Raw genomic sequence first — 16,206 nt, forward strand, 5'->3', positions numbered from 1 at the left:
GCCGCGACACGGTCCTTCCAGGGGGCGTCTTCGCAGGTCGGGGTGATTGTCAGTGGTCGCCTCTACGGTCTTTCCCATGACGCGATCTCTCCAGGCCGTGGCCTATCGCCGACCCTCCGCGCTGCGCTCCGCGGCGGACGGACAGCACTTGGGACTCGAGACCTCCCGGGGTGCGACACCCTCCGGTGTCGAGGACCATCCGCGGTTCTTCACAGGCTTCCTGACGTCTCCTCAGGTGGCGTCCGCGGGGCTGCTCGCGGTGGCGGACGTGGCGGCCACCCGCTACTACCAGCGGCAGCTGGCCGCCTCCCTGGACCCGGTGGTGACGGGCAACGGGGACCGCCTGCGCTTCGAGTCCTTCTCCGGCTGCTGCGGGGTGTACGCCCGCCTGGACGTGCTGGAACCGGGCCTGGACGGCGGCGAGGTGGGGCACGGCACCACCAACGTCGACGTCAACAACCCGCTGCGGGAGGCGCTGTCGCGGATCGGCGCGGACGATCCGCTCCATCTGCGGGTCGGTCCCGAGGAGCTGGCGGTGACCACCGTCGACGGCCCGGTCGTGGAGAAGAAGGTGCCTCTGCCGGACCGCTGGCTGCGCGGCTTCGCGGAGGCCCAGGTCATGGCGGTCGGCTTCGATCTGCGGGCGGAACTGCCGGCGGCCGAGGCGGTGCGGTTCCTGCGCTCGCTCCCGCGCGGCGGTGCACGCGGCGCGTCGGGCGGGGCGCGCTGGGTCGTGCCCGCCGGGAAGAGCCTGCGGCCGACGACCCGTGCGGTGCCGGGGGCGGTGTGCCTGCCGGGCCCGGAGCGGCTGGTCGCGCTCCAGCGGGTGCTGCGGTACGCCACCGCGCTGCGGGTGTACGGCCCGGCGCTCACCGGCGGTTCGGCCGGCACGGCGAGCGCGTGGGAGGCGGTCCTGCCCGGGATGCGGCTGACCTTGACCCTGTCGCCGGACGCCGCGCGCGGCTTCTCCGGGGAGGGCGGCGTCCTCGACGCGCTCGCCACCGACGAGGCCGCCGAGGACGCGGAACTGGTCGCGGTGCTCCTGGCGTGGGAGCCCCGGATCGACGACGCCGACCTGGCGGCCGCCTCCGGACTCACGGCCGACCGGGTGCGGGCGGCCCTGGTCCGTCTCGGCACCTCCGGCCGGGTCGGCTACGACACGGCGGAAGCGGCGTACTTCCACCGGGAGCTGCCGTACGACGCCGAGCGGGCGGAGCGTCACAACCCGAGGTTGCGGGCGGCACGGGCCCTGGTCGCGGCCGGGGCGGTCACCCTGCAGGGCGAGATCGGCACGGTGACGGCCGAGGACGGGCATGTGCACCGGGTGCGCGACGCGTCCGGGGTGCTCAGCTGCAGCTGTCTGTGGTGGGCCAAGTACCGGGGCGGGCGCGGGCCGTGCAAGCATGCGCTGGCGGTCCGGATGGTTCGGCGAGGCGCCTCCGTCGAGGAGCGCGACATGGCGAAGGCCGGGGGTACGCGATGAGTTCGCTGGTGGAAGCGGTACGGGCGGGGCGTTCGGCGGACGTGGTGAGCCTTCTCGACGGGATGACGGACGCCGAACGGCGGTCGGAGTTCACCGAGTTGCGAGCGCTGCGCAAGGAGCTGCGGGCCGATCCGTGGACCGCGCAGGCACGCCGGATCTATCCGGCGCTCCACGCGGCGGGCGCGGCGTGCCAGACCGGGGCTGCCGGGGTGGCCGCCTGGATCGCGGCCTCCGACATGCGCTGGTCGTCCGCCTCGCCGGGGGTGCTGATCGACCTGCTGGGCGACCGGCCCCCGGCCTGGCTCGCGGATGTGGCGCACCGTCTGGCGGCCCGGCCGGTCACCTCCCGGGTGCCGTACGAGCTGATGGCTGGGCTCGTCCGGCTGGCCGGGTGCCCGGTGCCGACGACCGAGGCGTATGTGCACGGCTGGGTGGATCACATCGGTCATGTCTGGCAGCGCGGGGACACGATCCTGGACCGGCTGCGCAAGGACCCGCATCTGACGCAGCTGGTGGCCGCGCTGTTCGAGACGGCCGACATCGGGGGCCGGCTCTCCTGGGCGTCGGACGAAGGGGAGGACAGCTGGAGCGGGGCGCTCGCCCGGCTCACCGCCGAGGGTGCGCTGGACCGGGGGGCGACGGTGGACGCCTGTGTCGCGCGGCTGCTGCGGGGCGGGCCGGCCGCCGATCACCGGGTGTTCCTGCGCATGCTGCAGGCGTTCACGCTGACGCGTGACGAGGAGCGGGAGCGCGTCGCCGACTGGCTGGCCCTGGCGTCCGACGGGCCGTCCGTGGTGGCCGCGCACGCGCAGTCGGTGCTGGCGTCGCTGGCTCTGGACGGCGAACTGCCCGCGCGCCGGCTGGCCGAGATGTCGGGTGCCGTGCTGTTCCGTACCGAGAAGAAGCTGGTCCGCGCCCAGTTGATCCTGCTCGGCAAGGTACTGGCCCGTGACACGTCGACGGCCGGCGAGTTGCTGCCCGCCGTCGCCCAGGCGTTCGGCCACGAGGACTCGGAGGTGCAGGAGCGGGCGCTGAAGCTGGTCGAGCGGCACCGGCGCGCGATCGGCGCGGCCGGGGTCCGCGACGAACTGCGCTTGGCCGCGGAGCAGTTGATCCCGGCGCTGCGCCAGCGGGCGGCGGACGTCCTCGGGGTCTCCCTCGACGCGCCGGAGCCGCTCCCCTACGAGGAGATGCTGCCGCCCGCGCCGCAGCCGGTGCGGCTGACCCCCGCGCCCGCGTCGGCGACGGAACTCGCCGAGGAGGTGGGGGCGCTGCTGGCCGCCGGCGGCGACGTGGCGGCGTTCGAGCGGACCGTCGACGCACTGGTGCGCGAGACGCACCGGGACCGGAAGGGGCTGCTGGAGGCGCTGGGACCCGTGCTGGCCCAGCGCTGGTGGCACCAGCCGGATGCGCTGCGCCACCCGGTGGAGTCCTCGTTCACCGGCCCCTACGGGCTGGTCGGCCCGTCGCACGCGCTGGAACTGCTCCTGGCGGCGGTGGCGGGCGCGGTTCCCACCGCCGCCCTCCGCGACGTCCTCGCGATGCGGACCGCGAGTGACCAGTGCGGTCACGCCCCGCTCATCCGGGCCTTCGAGACCCGGATCTGGGAGCTGGCCTACCGGTTCCGCACCGAGCCTCTGCCGTTCCTGCTCTCCACGCCGACCTGGGGCACGGGGCTGCTGGATCCGGAGGACCTGGTGACCCGCCTCGAGGAGTACAGGAGTCTCGGGGCGCGGGTGTCGCAGGCCGACTTCGCGCAGGCGCTGCTCCGGGTCCGGCGCGGCGACCGGGCGCGGGCCGGCGCGGTGGCGGAGCGGGCGGCCTCGCTGGGTACGGCGGAGGGGAAGCGGCTGGCCGAGTGGCTGGCCTCGGCGCCCCCCACGCCGGTGCTCAGGCGCCGGACGGCGGAGGACCGCGTCCTGGTGGAGGCGGATGCGATACCCGAGTTCCTGGACGGACTCCCGGAAGCGTTCCGCACCCTGGGCCTGCCGGTGAGCGGCGACGCGGCGCGCTGGTCCTGCTACCACTGGCACGACGGCATGCGGCCGCACTGGCTCGCGGTGCTTCCCGAGGCACGGGAGCTGGTGGCGGTCCGGTTGCTGCGCGACGTCTCGTTCACGGCGATCCACGACAGCCGCGGGGAGGCGGCGATCCTGCCGCTGCTCGCCGAGTCGGGCGGGGAGGCCGGTGAGGCGGTGCGTCTCGCCGTGGCGCACGGGCTCGGCGCACGGCATCCGGAGGACCGGCTGGCGTCGGTCGACGCCCTGCTGGTGCTGGCGTCGCGGGGGCAGTTGGACACGGCCGGACTGGGCGCGGACCTGGGTGACCTGGCCCGGCGCGGGGTCGTGAAGCCGTCGCGGCTCGTCGACTCGATCCGCACGGCGATGTCCACGGGCGCGTACGGCACCGTCTGGGAGACGCTGCGGCACACCCTGCCGGTGCTGCTGGCGGACGTGGCGACGGGTGCGGCGACCGCTCCGACGCGGGGGCTCGCGGATCTGCTGGCCGCCGCCGCGGAGTGCGCCGAGCGGACCGGGGCACGCGGGGAGGTGCCGCATCTGGCGGGCACCGCCGACCGCCGGGGATCGTCCCGGCTGGTCGGACAGGCGCGGAGGCTGCACACCGCGCTGACGACCGAGCTGGCCGCCTGAACTCCCGCCGAGGAATTATTATGTGACAACACAATAGTAGAAACTGGGACAGAGTGGGTCTTTACCGCCTGGTCACAAAACGTTCGTGATCACGCAACACCGTTCCTTCACAGTGGCTGCATGAGCCGAGACATATGTGATGTGACGCGAGCGAAGAACGGCCGCCCGGTCCACGCGGGGCGACGCGACGCCGTACGCCTCGCCGCCCTGCTGACGACGGCCGCCGTGACCGGTGTCGTGACCCATCTGCTGGAACGCGAATCCGGCACCTCGTCCCTCCCCCTCGCCACGGCACTGCTGACCGCGGCGGCGACGCTGCTGGTGGCGACGGGGGTCCGCGCACGGTGGACACGCCGCCACGGCCACGCGCCGCCGTCGAGCGATACCGGTGCCCGGCCGCGCTCACCCGAGCGCGCCGGGCAGTCCGAGCCGGACACCGACGCGGCCGAGGCCGTGACGCGGCGGCGCGCGGAGAGCGTTCTGTGGCGGATGCGGACGACGGTGAAGGACGAGCCGGGCTCCCTGGCCGCGCTGTGCACGGCCCTCGCGCGGCTCGGCGTGGACATCCTCAGCCTCCAGACGCATCCGCTCGCCGAGGGCACGGTGGACGAGTTCCTGCTCCGGGCCCCCGGGGACGTGGACGGGGACGGCCTGGTCGGCGCGGTCACGGCGGCCGGGGGCACCCGGACCTGGATCGAGCGGGCCGACACGCACGACCTGGTCGACGCGCCGACCCGCGTCCTGGGCCTCGCCACCCGGACCGCGCTGGACGCGGCGGAACTGCCTTTGGCGCTGCGGCAGTTGCTGGGGCGGTGCACCATCCGGCAGCGCCCGGGCACGCCCGCCACGGGAGGCCGGGGACCGTCGCCGGTGCCGGTGGAGGGCGTCCTGGAGGAGACCGTCATGCGGCTGCGGGCGCCGGAGGGCGGGGTGATCACGGTGGAGCGGCCGTTTCCGCCGTTCACGCCGACCGAGTTCGCGCGGGCGCGGGCGCTGGTGGAGCTGGACGCCCGGCTCGGACCGCGGGTCCCGGCCAGCCTCGACGTCCTGACGCTTCCCGAGGGCAACGCGATCACCGTGCGCCGGGCCGACACCGGCGACCTCCAGGCCGCCAAGGAGATGCACGAGCGCTGCTCGGCGCGGACGCTCTCCATGCGCTACCACGGGCCGGTCGGGGACGCGGACCGCTATCTGAACCATCTGCTGAGCCCCCGTTACGGCCGCACCCTCGCCGTACAGACGGCCTCCGGCCGCATCGTGGGTCTCGGCCATCTGCTCTGGGACGGTGACGAGACGGAGGTCGCGCTGCTCGTCGAGGACGCGTGGCAGCAGCGCGGGATCGGCGGCGAACTGCTGTCCCGGCTGGTGGCGATGGCCGTCGAGGCGGGCTGCGAGAGCGTCTACGCCGTGACCCAGGCGTCCAACACCGGCATGGTCGCGGCGATGCGGTCCCTGGGTCTCCCCCTCGACTACCAGATCGAGGAGGGCACCCTGGTGATCACCGCCCGGCTGGACGCTCCGCGGCCGGCCGCCCCGCACCTGTCGGGCACCGGGGAACCCGGCGACACCTCGGCAAGGTGACGCGCCGCTGAGGAAACCGGCACGGGCCCCGCTCTCCCCCCGTCAGGACGACGAGAGCGGGGCCCGTGCCGGGGTCAGTGGGCGCCGGCCGGGGCCGGTCGGCCGGCGGCCCCTTCGTCCGCGGACCCGCCGGCGGCACCGGTCGCCCTCGCGCCCAGCGCCTGGTCGAGGTCGGCCCACAGGTCGTCGACGTCCTCGAGGCCCACGGACATCCGCAGCAGCCGGTCGCTCACACCGGCGCCCCGGCGGTCGTCCGCGTCGACGATGCGGTGGCTGATGGACGCCGGATGCTGGATGAGGGTGTCGACGCTGCCGAGGCTCACGGCCGGGGTGATCAGGCGGACGCCGGCGATGACCTCGTGCGGGTCGCCGTTCACCTCGAAGGCGACCATGGCACCGCCGATGCGCGGGTAGTGGACCTGGGAGACCCGCGGATCGGCGGAGAGCCGGCGGGCCAGTTCCGCGGCGTTCTCGGACGCGGCGCGGACCCGCACCGGGAGGGTGGCGAGGCCCCGCAGCAGCAGATAGCCGGCGAGCGGATGCAGGACGCCGCCGGTGGCGAAGCGCACCTGCCGCAGCCGCCCGGCGAACTCCTCGTCGCAGGCCACGACCCCCGCCATCACGTCCCCGTGTCCGCCGAGGTATTTGGTGGCGCTGTGCAGCACGAGCCGCGCGCCGTGCTCGGCGGGACGCTGCAGGACGGGCGTGGCGAACGTGTTGTCGACGAGCAGCGGCACCGAGCCACAGGCATGGGCGACGGCCCGCAGATCGATCTCGGCGAGCGTCGGGTTCGCCGGGGTCTCCACGATCACCAGACCGGTGTCCGGGCGCAGCGCGTCCGCGATGCCCGCGGGGTCGGTCCAGGTCACCTCCGAGCCGAGCAGCCCGGCGGTCAGCAGATGGTCGCTGCAGCCGTACAGCGGGCGTACGGCGACGACGTGGCGCAGCCCCATGGAGGCCCGGACGAGGAGCACCGCGCTCAGGGCGGCCATGCCGCTGGCGAAGGCGACCGCCGCGTCGGTCCCCTCCAGGCGGGCGAGGGCGGTCTCGAAGCGGGCGACGGTCGGATTGCCGAGGCGGCCGTAGACGGGCGGCCCGTCCGGTTCGGCGCCGGTGGCCGCGAACGCGTCGATGCGGGCGGCTTCCGCGCGGCTGTCGTAGGAGGGGTAGGTGGTGGACAGATCGATCGGCGGGGCGTGCAGGCCCTGCCGGGCGAGGTCGTCGCGGCCGGCGTGCACGGCCTCGGTCGCGAGTGCTCTTGCTGCGGTGCGTGCGTCGTCGTACCCGGACATCCGCTCGTACGCCTCCCTGCTCGAAGGGTCCATGAGCGGAAGGGTGAACAGTGACCGGATCCATGCGGCCGAATCCCGTGTTACGTTCGGCCAATGGCGGAATCAGTCGTACTCGATCCGGTGGACCTGCATCTGCTGCGGCTTCTGCAGAACGACGCCCGGGCCACCTACCGGGACCTCGCCGCGCAGGTCGGGGTGGCACCGTCGACGTGCCTGGACAGGGTGACGCGACTGCGCCGCTCGGGTGTGATCCTCGGCCATCAGCTCCGCCTGGACCCGGCCAAGCTGGGCCGCGGTCTGGAGGCCCTGCTGTCCGTGCAGGTCCGGCCGCACCGCCGGGAACTGGTGGGACCGTTCGTGGAGCGGATCCGGGCGTTGCCGGAGTCCCGGAGCGTCTTCCATCTGACGGGTCCGGACGACTACCTGGTCCATGTCGCGGTCGCGGACATGTCGGATCTGCAGCGCCTGGTCCTCGACGAGTTCACCGCGCACCGCGAGGTGGCGCGGGTGGAGACGCGGCTGATCTTCCAGCAGTGGGACTGCGGGCCGCTGTTGCCGCCCGGCGCACCGAGGGGCACGCCCTGAGCGAAATCGGGCCGGTGGCGGACGCCGCCGACGCGATCCGGGCTGACGCGGGGGCGGCCGCCGTACGAGGATGGCGGCATGTCCGACACCAACACTCCACTGCCCCGTGAGGTCGCCGACGCGTACGTCGACGAGCTCATCGCCCTCGACCCGCTCACCGGTACCTACCTGGGCGTGAAGGAGAGCAGCAGCAGGCTGCCCGACCTGTCCCCGGCCGGCCAGGAGGCACTCGCCGGGCTCCAGCGCGCCACGCTCGCCCGGCTCGACGAGGCCGAGCGCAGGCCCGGCGCGGACAGCGACATCGAGCGCCGGTGCGCGCGTCTGCTGCGCGAGCGGCTCACCGCGGAGCTCGCCGTGCACGACGCCGACGAGGGTCTGCGCGCGGTCGGTAACATGGCCACGCCCGCCCACTCGGTGCGCGAGGTCTTCACGGTGACGCCCAGCGAGACCGACGAGGACTGGGCGGCGATCGCCGAGCGGCTGCGCGCGGTGCCCGCGGCCTACGCGGGCTACCGGGAGTCCCTCGAACTGGGCCTGGAGCGGAAGCTGTACGCGGCTCCGCGGCCGACCGCCACGTTCGTCGAGCAGCTCACCGAATGGGCCGGCCCGGCGGGCGGGCGCGGCTGGTTCGAGGACTTCGCCGCCGCCGGACCCGAGGCGCTGCGCGCGGAGCTGGACGAGGCGGCCCGGGCGGCGACGGCGGCCGTGGCCGGGCTGCGGGACTGGATGCGGGACGTGTACACGCCCGCGATCGAGGGCGCGCCGAACACGGTGGGCCGTGAGCGCTACGCCCGCTGGGCGCGCTACTTCAACGGCATCGACCTGGACCTGGACGAGGCGTACGCCTACGGGTGGTCCGAGTACCACCGGCTGCTCGGCGAGATGAAGAAGGAGGCCGAGCGCGTCCTGCCGGGTGCGGCGACCCCGTGGGTGGCGCTGGCGCACCTCGACGAGCACGGCAAGCACATCGAGGGCGTCGACGAGGTCCGCGACTGGCTGCAGGGCCTGATGGACGAGGCCATCGAGAAGCTGGACGGCACCCACTTCGAACTGGCCGAGCCGGTGCGGAGGGTGGAGTCGTGCATCGCCCCGCCCGGCGGCGCGGCGGCCCCGTACTACACCGCTCCGTCGGAGGACTTCTCCCGGCCGGGCCGCACCTGGCTGCCGACGATGGGACAGACCCGGTTCCCGGTCTACGACCTGGTCTCCACCTGGTACCACGAGGGCGTGCCCGGCCATCACCTCCAGCTCGCGCAGTGGGTGTACGTCGCCGGGAACCTCTCCCGCTACCAGGCCACCATCGGCTTGGTGAGCGCCAACGCCGAGGGCTGGGCGCTGTACGCGGAGCGGCTGATGGACGAGCTGGGCTTCCTCACGGACCCGGAGCACCGGCTCGGCTACCTGGACGCGCAGATGATGCGGGCCGCGCGGGTCATCGTGGACATCGGCATGCATCTGGAGCTGGAGATCCCGGCGGACTCGCCGTTCCACCCCGGTGAGCGCTGGACGCCGGACCTGGCGCAGGAGTTCTTCGGCGCGCACAGCAGCCGTCCGGCCGACTTCGTGGAGAGCGAGCTGACCCGGTACCTGACCATCCCGGGCCAGGCCATCGGCTACAAGCTGGGCGAGCGGGCCTGGCTGCAGGGCCGGGAGAAGGCGCGGCAGCGGCACGGCGACGCCTTCGACCTCAAGGCGTGGCACATGGCGGCGCTGTCTCAGGGTTCACTGGGCCTGGACGACCTGGTCGAGGAGCTGGCCGCGCTGTAGGACCGGGACTCAACGGCGGAAGCCGCCCTCTGAGTTGATGACCTCGCCGGTGATCCAGCCCGCCTCGTCCGTGGTGAGCCACGCGATGAGGCGGGCCGGGTCGTCGGGCATGCCCCACCGCCCGGCGGGGAAGCGGGCCGCGACGGCGTCGTACGCGTCCCCGGTGAGGTAGTCGGTGTCGACGGGCCCGGGGTTGACGGTGTTCACGGTGATCCCGCGCGCGGCGAGCGGGTCGGCCAGGGAGCGGGTGATGGAGGCGAGGGCGCCCTTCTGCAGGGCGTAGGCGATCTCGCCGGGCATGCCGCCCGCCATGTCCTGCCCGGAGGTCATCATGACGACGCGTCCGCCGGGCCCGCCCGGCCTGAGCCGGGCGTGGGCCTGGACGAGGAGAAGCACCGAGCGGGTGTCGACCGCCCAGTGCGCGTCGAGCATCGCGGCGTCGATCTCGTCGAGCGAGCCGTCGCTGCCGCTGAGGGCGTGGTTGGCGACGAGGATGTCGAGACGTCCGCCGAGCGCCGAGGCGGCCGTGGCGACGAGTGCGGCGGGCGCGGCCGGGTCGGAGAGATCGCCCGGACCGGCGACGACCTGTGCGCCGGGGTCGCCGAGCGCGTCGCGCACGGACGCCATGACGTCCTCGGGGCGGTCGGCGCCCCAGGGCATCGCGGCGTCGTGCGGGACGTGGTGGTGCAGATAGACGCTCGCTCCGTACGCGGCGAGCCGGCGGGCGACGGCGTGCCCGATGCCGCCGCGCCGGCTGGCGCCCGTCACCAGGGCGGTGCGGCCGCGCAACGGCAGTGGGTCACGGCGCAGTTCGTCGGGGTCGGGATGCGGAAGTCGTGGCATGACAGATCATCATGCGTGCCGTCCCCCGGCCGCGCACCCGCTTATCGGCGGGCGTCCCCCTGCGGCAGCCGCCGCAGCTGGACGAGGATCATCCAGGTCTCGGGGCCGGGCCGGGCGTGCGCGGCGCGGACGGCGTACCGGCCCGGGGTGAGGCCGACCCGCAGATGCCCGGTCCGTGCCGTCTCCCGTCCCGGCCAGGCCGAGTCGAACAGCACCACCGGGCCGGGCACCTTCCAGTGGATCTCGCGCCCCCAGTGCGCCGTGGCCAGGGCGGACGGGACCCCGGCGAGCAGGTCCGCCTCGGAGTCGGCCGCGCACCACCGGACGAAGACGCCGTGGTCCGGGAGATAGGCCGTGGCCGCGGGTTCGTCGCCGAGGACCAGCGCCGCTCCGTCCCCGACCGGGAGGAGGCCGACGGGGGCGTCGACCTCGCAGGCCCGGTCGTAGTCCGAGGCGGTCTCGTCGCCGTCGGCGCCGGCCCAGAACGGAAGCACCGTCTCCGGCACGGCTATCAGCGGGCCTCCGCCCGACTCGATCCACTCCAGTGTGCCCGGTTCCGCGAAAGTCACCATGGCAGGAGAACCTACACGCAGCGTCGCGGCGGGTGGCGGGGTGTCCAACTGGCGTATCAGCAACCGCAGTTCTCGTCACCCGAGGGTGCGGTGAGCGGGTCGGCGGGCCGGCGTTCCCGGCCCTGCCAGGTCTCGAACTCGAAGCCCTCGCGGACCCAGTACTCGAATCCGCCGAGCATCTCCTTGACCTGGTAGCCGAGTTCGGCGAGGGCGAGCGCGGCGCGGGTCGCTCCGTTGCAGCCGGGTCCCCAGCAGTACGTCACCACGGGCACGGACGGGTCGAGGAGGTCCCCGGCCTGCTCCGGGATGAGCGCGGTGGGCAGGTGCACGGCGCCCGGGACGTGCCCCTGGTCCCAGGACGCCGTGGACCGGGAGTCGAGGACGACGAACCCGGGGTCGGTACCGGCCGCGAGCGCGGCGGCGACGTCGGACACGTCCGCGTGGAAGGCGAGGCTCGCCCGGAAGTGGGCGGCGGCCTCGGCGGGCGCGGCGGGGGCGACGCGCAGGACGGGGTTCACGGCGGGAGCGGTGGGGACGGCGGGGACGGCGGCGGTCATGGTCGTGCCCTTCGGATGGATCGGCGGCCTTGATCGGATGATCGGAAATCTACGGACGCCGACCGCTTCCCTGAAGGGCCGTTCCCCGGAGCCTCGCTTGATGCGCCGGGGAATCCCCTGCTATCTCTCGCCCATGACCGCGTATTCCCCGGACGCCACCGACTGGCGCATCCTCGACGTCCTCCAACGGGACGGCCGCGCCAGTTACGCCGACCTCGCCCGTGCCGTGTCCATGTCCGCGAGCGCGGTCACCGAGCGGGTGCGCCGCCTGGAGGAGGCGGGCGTCATCCAGGGGTACGCCGCCGTCGTCGACCCCGAGCGGCTGGGGCTGCCGATCCTGGCCTTCGTCCGCCTGCGCTACCCGCACGGCAACTACAAGCCCTTCCACGACCTGGTCGCCGCGACCCCGGAGATCCTGGAGGCGCACCACGTCACCGGCGACGACTGCTTCGTCATCAAGGTCATGGCCCGCTCCATGCGGCACCTGGAGGAGGTCTCGGGCCGGATCGGCGCCCTGGGCTCGGTGACGACGAGCGTGGTGTACTCCTCCCCGCTGCCCCGGCGCCCGGTCGGTCAGTGACCGCGCTGCCGCAGCACCGACCCCGTCCGGTCCTTCACGACCTCCAGCTGGGCGTGGATGCGGCGGCGCAGGTCGGCGACATGGCTGACGATGCCGACGCTGCGGTCGCGTTCGCGCAGGGAGTCGAGGACGTCCAGGACCTCGTCGAGGGTCTGGTCGTCGAGGCTGCCGAAGCCCTCGTCGATGAAGAGGGTGTCGAGGCGCACCCCGCCCGCCTCGTCGGTGACGACGTCGGCGAGGCCGAGGGCGAGCGCGAGGGAGGCGAAGAACGTCTCGCCGCCCGACAGGGTCGCCGTGTCGCGTTCCCGGCCGGTCCAGGCGTCGACGACGTGCAGGCCGAGTCCGCTGCGGCCGCGGCCGGTGCGGTCGTCGGAGTGGACGAGGGTGTAGCGGCCGGACGACATCCGCTGGAGCCGTACGGTCGCGGCCGCGGCGACCTGCTCCAGCCGGGCGGCCAGCACGTACGACTCCAGCCGCATCCGGCGTTCGTTGTCCGCCGAGGTGCCGGCGGTGAGGGCGGCGAGGCGGGCCACCCGTTCGTACTCCGTGCGCAGCGGGGCGAGGTGGCGTACCGCGCTCGCCGCGCGCGCGGAGAGCCGGTCGAGTTCGGTGCAGCGGCGGGCGGCGGCGTCCCGGGCGGAGGCCGCGTCGCGGGTGCGCCGGGCCGCGGTCTCGGCGGCGCGCTCCGCCGCCGCCAGGTCCGCGGCGGGGCGCCGGGCCGCGGCCACGGTGTCGGCCTCCGCGAGGACCGCGCGGACGGCGGACTCCTCCGACTGCCAGGCGTCCAGGCGCCGTTGCAGCTCGCGGTGGGTCGCGTCGTCGAGCAGGGCGGCGGCAGCGTCCTCGGGGGTGTCGAAGCCGGCCCGGAAGGCGGCGTCGGCCAGGCGGGCGTCGGCGTCCTTGAGGCGCCGGGCGGTGTCCTCGGCGGCGCGCGCGGTGTCGGCGGCGTCGGTGAGGAGCGCCACCTGCCGCTCCAGCTGGGTGGCGCGCGCGGCCACGCTGGTCGCGGAGCCGCGGGCCTGGGTCAGCTCCGCCTCCAGGCCGGTCTGCTCGCGGTCCAGCCGCTCGCGGTGCCCGATCCGGGCCGCCGCCCGGACGGCCGCCTGCTGCCGGTCGGCGGTGCGGCGCTCGTGTTCCGCCTCGGCGCGGCGCAGTTCCTCGTGCGCCGCGTGCAGCGCCGAGGCGTCCCGGCGGGCGAGGGCGTACTGCCGTTCCACCTCGTCGGCGGCTTCGGCCAGGCGGTCGGTCGGCAGGTCGCCGGCCTCGGCGGTGGCGGCGGCCAGCGCCTCGCGGACGGTCGCGAGGCGCTGCTCGGCCTCGGCGAGAAGCTCCTCGGCCTCTCTGGTGGCGGTCAGCGCGCGTTCCTCGGCCTCGCGGTCGACGTGTCCGGCGTCCTTGCGGGCGGGCGCGGGGTGTTCGGTGGCACCGCACACGGCGCACGCCTCGCCGTCCCGCAGCTGGGCCGCCAGTTCGGCGGCGATGCCGTTGAGGCGGCGCTCCCTGACGTCCAGCCAGTGCGTCCTGGCGGCCAGGGCCCGCTCCTGGGCCTGGGCGGCGTCGGCGGCGGCGGTCTCCGTGTCGTCGGCCAGCTGGTCGCGCAGGCGCGCGGCGGCGAGCCGACGACGGGCCGGCTCACGCTGCGCGGCGAGCTGGTCGGCGCGGTGCGCGGCCTCCTGGGCGGACTCGATCGCCGACTGCAGGCGGGTCCGGGTCTCCTCCCAGCCCGCGAGCCAGGTCTCCGCCTCGGTGCGGACGTCGTCGTCGGCCCGCTCCTGGCGGTCCAGTTCGACGCGTTCGGCGACGAGTTCGGCCAGGCGGCGCTCGCCGCGGCGCGCCGACTCCAGGCCGCCCAGTTCCTCGGCGGCCCGGCGTGCCGCGCCGGCGAACCCGGCCGCGCCGCCGTCGTCGAACGCGGTCCGCAGATGGGTGTCGGCGCCGAGGGCGTCCCGCAGCAGATCCCGCGCGCGTGCCTGCGCCGCGACCGCCTTGCGGTGCTCGGCGTCGGCGGCGTCGCGCAGTTGGAGCGCCGGGGCCACCGCCTCGGCCTTGCGGCCCCGCTCCATGCGGGCCCGCGCCTCGCGGTGCGCGTCCGCCCGTGACGCGAGGGCCTGAGCGCGCTCCTGCGCCTCGGCGAACCTATGCTGCAGCCGCGCCACTTCGCGTACGCCGGCCAGCGCGCGGTCGGCGTCGGCCTGGGCGTCCTCGGCGGCTTTCAGACGGCACTGGGCGACGGTGAGTTCCTCGCGGGCGGTGCTGCGGGCGACGGCGGCGGCGCCGAGGACCGCCTCGGCGAGGCCGGGCTCACCGGGGGTGAGGTCGGGCAGCTCCATGGCGTCGCCGGCCGCCTGCTGCATGCGGTGGGCGTCGGCCAGCAGTGCGGCGTCGCCGTCGCGGACGCGGGCCTCGGTGCTGCGGCGCCGTTCGGCGAGGCGCTTCTCGACCTCGGCGAAGCGGTGGGTGTCGAAGAGGCGGCCCAGGAGCTTGCCGCGCGCCTCGGCGTCGGCGCGCAGGAAGCGGGCGAAGTCGCCCTGCGGCAGGAGCACCACCTGGCAGAACTGCTCGCGGCTCATCCCGAGCAGCTGCGTGATCTCCTCGCCGATCTCCTGGTGGGAGCGGCTGAGGTCCTTCCAGGTCCCCGCGCGGGGGTCGTGCTCGCGCAGCCAGGTCTGGGCCTTGTCGAGCGTGGTGCCCGAGCCGCGCTTCTTCGGGCGCTCCCACGGGGGCTGGCGGGTGATCTCCAGACGGCGTCCGGCGACGGTGAGTTCGAGGCGGACCTCGGTGCGGGTGCCGGCCGCCGCGTGGTCGCTGCGCAGGGTGAGGCCCTGGCCGCTCTGCCGGGCGCCCGGCACCGAGCCGTAGAGCGCGTAGCAGACGGCGTCGAGGACGGAGGTCTTGCCGGCGCCGGTGGGTCCGTGCAGCAGGAAGAGGCCGGCGTGGGACAGGGCGTCGAAGTCGACGGTCTGGGTGCCGCCGAAGGGCCCGAAGGCCGTCAGGTCCAGGCGGTGGAGCCTCACCGGGCCACCTCGCGCACGGTCTGGTCGGCGCGCACGGCGTCGAACGCGTCCCGCAGCACTGCCTGTTCGTGGGGGTCGGGCCCGGTGCCGCGCACATGGGTCACGAAGTCCTCCGCGATCTCCTGGTCGCCGCGTCCGGCCAGCCGTCGCGCGTAGGACACCGCGGGCTCGCCGGGGGTCCGCTCGGGGTCGAAGACGAGGCTGAGGGTGTGGGGGAAGCGTTCGGTGAGGCGGGCCATGGGGTCGGCGGGGCGTACCGCGTCGGTGAGGGTCGCCTCGACCCAGGACTCCTCGTGTCCGCGCAGGGCGGGGTCGGCGAGCAGGTCCTCGAGCGTCCCCCGGATCCGGGCCAGCGGGCGCGGCACCGGGCAGTCGATCCGCTCGGCCGTGACGGCGCCGCCGGCGTCGAGGTCGACGAGCCACATGCTCTTGCGGTGGCCGGCCTCGGAGAACGAGTACGGCAGCGGGGAGCCCGAGTAGCGGACGCGTTCGGAGAGCGTCTGGCAGCCGTGCAGATGCCCGAGCGCCACGTAGTCGATGCCGTCGAAGACGCCGGCGGGCACCGCGGCCACGCCGCCGACGGTGATGTCCCGCTCGCTGTCGCTGGGCTCGCCGCCGGTGACGAAGGCGTGAGCGAGGACGACGGACCGGGTGCCGGGCGGGCGCGTGGCGAGGTCGGCGCGGACCTGGCGCATGGCGGCGGCGAGCACGGCCTCGTGACCGGCCTTCTCGACGCCGAAGCCGTCCTTGACGAGGGCGGGCTCCAGATAGGGCAGCCCGTAGAAGGCGACGTCGCCGAAGCCGTCCGTCAGCACGACCGGGGTGGCGCAGGTCGCCGGATCGGTGCGCAGGTGGATCCCGGCGCGGCCCATGAGTCCGGCGCCGACGCCGAGGCGGCGCGCGGAGTCGTGGTTTCCGGAGATCATCACCGTGGGCACGCCGAGGTCGGCGAGCCGGTGCAGGGCGTCGTCGAACAGCTCGACGGCGGCGAGCGGCGGCACCGCCCGGTCGTACACGTCCCCCGACACGACCACCGCGTCCACCTCGCGCTCGCGCGCGGTCGTGACGAGGTGCCCGATGAACTCGGCCTGGGCGCCGAGCATGTTGACCCGGTGGAACGCGCGGCCGAGGTGCCAGTCGGAGGTGTGCAGCAGTCTCATGATCCCCCGAGCCTATCGGCCGGGTCCGACAACGCAGGCGGTTACTCCCGTATCGCCCGGTCTCGCACGTTCCCGCACCCCCGGGCGCGCCCGACGCTCATCAGCCGTGCCCTGTACGGCA

12 protein-coding genes are annotated in these 16,206 nt (G+C 74.7%); 6 read left to right on the forward strand and 6 right to left on the reverse strand.

Annotated features, from left to right (window positions below; genetic code table 11):
• The first annotated feature begins 76 nt into the window (after positions 1 to 76).
• The 3 genes from ACFV46_RS09190 (at position 77) to ACFV46_RS09200 (ending at position 5,715) form a co-directional block, all read left to right on the forward strand.
• The gene (locus tag ACFV46_RS09190; RefSeq protein WP_385497612.1) at positions 77 to 1,483 is read left to right on the forward strand and encodes an SWIM zinc finger family protein; all 1,407 of its coding nucleotides are present in this window, start codon (positions 77 to 79) and stop codon (positions 1,481 to 1,483) included.
• Positions 1,480 to 4,134: a DUF6493 family protein gene (locus tag ACFV46_RS09195; protein WP_385497613.1), complete on the forward strand. Its 2,655-nt coding sequence runs from the start codon at positions 1,480 to 1,482 to the stop codon at positions 4,132 to 4,134. The genes ACFV46_RS09190 and ACFV46_RS09195 overlap by 4 nt, the downstream gene beginning before the upstream one ends.
• A 120-nt stretch (positions 4,135 to 4,254) precedes the next feature.
• The gene (locus tag ACFV46_RS09200; RefSeq protein WP_385497614.1) at positions 4,255 to 5,715 is read left to right on the forward strand and encodes a GNAT family N-acetyltransferase; all 1,461 of its coding nucleotides are present in this window, start codon (positions 4,255 to 4,257) and stop codon (positions 5,713 to 5,715) included.
• A 74-nt stretch (positions 5,716 to 5,789) separates the two neighbouring features.
• Here ACFV46_RS09200 and ACFV46_RS09205 read toward each other — a convergent pair whose 3' ends face one another.
• Positions 5,790 to 7,007, reverse strand: coding sequence for an aminotransferase class I/II-fold pyridoxal phosphate-dependent enzyme (locus ACFV46_RS09205; RefSeq protein WP_361933432.1), 1,218 nt, complete (start codon positions 7,005 to 7,007; stop codon positions 5,790 to 5,792).
• A gap of 93 nt (positions 7,008 to 7,100) precedes the next feature.
• On the opposite strand from ACFV46_RS09205, the gene ACFV46_RS09210 reads away from it, so the two are divergent.
• Both ACFV46_RS09210 and ACFV46_RS09215 read left to right on the forward strand, forming a co-directional pair.
• The gene (locus ACFV46_RS09210; RefSeq protein ID WP_151782907.1) at positions 7,101 to 7,592 is read left to right on the forward strand and encodes an Lrp/AsnC family transcriptional regulator; all 492 of its coding nucleotides are present in this window, start codon (positions 7,101 to 7,103) and stop codon (positions 7,590 to 7,592) included.
• A gap of 78 nt (positions 7,593 to 7,670) precedes the next feature.
• The gene (locus ACFV46_RS09215) at positions 7,671 to 9,359 is read left to right on the forward strand and encodes a DUF885 domain-containing protein (protein ID WP_385497617.1); all 1,689 of its coding nucleotides are present in this window, start codon (positions 7,671 to 7,673) and stop codon (positions 9,357 to 9,359) included.
• 9 nt (positions 9,360 to 9,368) lie between these two features.
• On the opposite strand, the gene ACFV46_RS09220 is transcribed toward ACFV46_RS09215, so the two are convergent.
• The 3 genes from ACFV46_RS09220 to ACFV46_RS09230 are packed head-to-tail and all read right to left on the reverse strand — an operon-like array spanning position 9,369 to position 11,331.
• Positions 9,369 to 10,202, reverse strand: coding sequence for an SDR family oxidoreductase (locus ACFV46_RS09220; protein WP_385497618.1), 834 nt, complete (start codon positions 10,200 to 10,202; stop codon positions 9,369 to 9,371).
• A gap of 41 nt (positions 10,203 to 10,243) precedes the next feature.
• Positions 10,244 to 10,774 (reverse strand): immunity 21 family protein, encoded by a 531-nt coding sequence (locus ACFV46_RS09225; RefSeq protein WP_385497619.1) that lies wholly within the window; start codon positions 10,772 to 10,774, stop codon positions 10,244 to 10,246.
• Between the two features lie 56 nt (positions 10,775 to 10,830).
• A complete protein-coding gene (locus ACFV46_RS09230) occupies positions 10,831 to 11,331 on the reverse strand; it encodes a rhodanese-like domain-containing protein (protein ID WP_385497620.1) in 501 nt (166 codons plus the stop codon).
• A gap of 133 nt (positions 11,332 to 11,464) precedes the next feature.
• Between ACFV46_RS09230 and ACFV46_RS09235 the strand changes: the two genes are divergently transcribed.
• Positions 11,465 to 11,911, forward strand: coding sequence for an Lrp/AsnC family transcriptional regulator (locus tag ACFV46_RS09235; RefSeq protein ID WP_151782912.1), 447 nt, complete (start codon positions 11,465 to 11,467; stop codon positions 11,909 to 11,911).
• Here the strand turns inward: ACFV46_RS09235 and ACFV46_RS09240 are convergent.
• The gene (locus ACFV46_RS09240) at positions 11,905 to 14,925 is read right to left on the reverse strand and encodes an AAA family ATPase (protein ID WP_385497621.1); all 3,021 of its coding nucleotides are present in this window, start codon (positions 14,923 to 14,925) and stop codon (positions 11,905 to 11,907) included. The two genes, ACFV46_RS09235 and ACFV46_RS09240, sit on opposite strands and share 7 nt — an antisense overlap.
• Positions 14,922 to 16,085, reverse strand: a complete 1,164-nt coding sequence (locus ACFV46_RS09245; RefSeq protein ID WP_385497622.1) for an exonuclease SbcCD subunit D — start codon at positions 16,083 to 16,085, stop codon at positions 14,922 to 14,924. Before ACFV46_RS09245 ends, ACFV46_RS09240 begins: the two co-directional genes overlap by 4 nt.
• Between the last annotated feature and the right edge of the window lie 121 nt (positions 16,086 to 16,206).

The organism is Streptomyces sp. NPDC059852 (genome assembly GCF_042731455.1).
Classification (GTDB): domain Bacteria; phylum Actinomycetota; class Actinomycetes; order Streptomycetales; family Streptomycetaceae; genus Streptomyces.

Coding starts and splice junctions, on each gene's coding strand:
- ACFV46_RS09190 (WP_385497612.1), top strand. CDS start 77: ATGACGCGATCTCTCCAGGCCGTGGCCTATCGCCGACCCTCCGCGCTG.
- ACFV46_RS09195 (WP_385497613.1), top strand. CDS start 1,480: ATGAGTTCGCTGGTGGAAGCGGTACGGGCGGGGCGTTCGGCGGACGTG.
- ACFV46_RS09200 (WP_385497614.1), top strand. CDS start 4,255: ATGAGCCGAGACATATGTGATGTGACGCGAGCGAAGAACGGCCGCCCG.
- ACFV46_RS09205 (WP_361933432.1), bottom strand. CDS start 7,007: ATGTCCGGGTACGACGACGCACGCACCGCAGCAAGAGCACTCGCGACC.
- ACFV46_RS09210 (WP_151782907.1), top strand. CDS start 7,101: ATGGCGGAATCAGTCGTACTCGATCCGGTGGACCTGCATCTGCTGCGG.
- ACFV46_RS09215 (WP_385497617.1), top strand. CDS start 7,671: ATGTCCGACACCAACACTCCACTGCCCCGTGAGGTCGCCGACGCGTAC.
- ACFV46_RS09220 (WP_385497618.1), bottom strand. CDS start 10,202: ATGCCACGACTTCCGCATCCCGACCCCGACGAACTGCGCCGTGACCCA.
- ACFV46_RS09225 (WP_385497619.1), bottom strand. CDS start 10,774: ATGGTGACTTTCGCGGAACCGGGCACACTGGAGTGGATCGAGTCGGGC.
- ACFV46_RS09230 (WP_385497620.1), bottom strand. CDS start 11,331: ATGACCGCCGCCGTCCCCGCCGTCCCCACCGCTCCCGCCGTGAACCCC.
- ACFV46_RS09235 (WP_151782912.1), top strand. CDS start 11,465: ATGACCGCGTATTCCCCGGACGCCACCGACTGGCGCATCCTCGACGTC.
- ACFV46_RS09245 (WP_385497622.1), bottom strand. CDS start 16,085: ATGAGACTGCTGCACACCTCCGACTGGCACCTCGGCCGCGCGTTCCAC.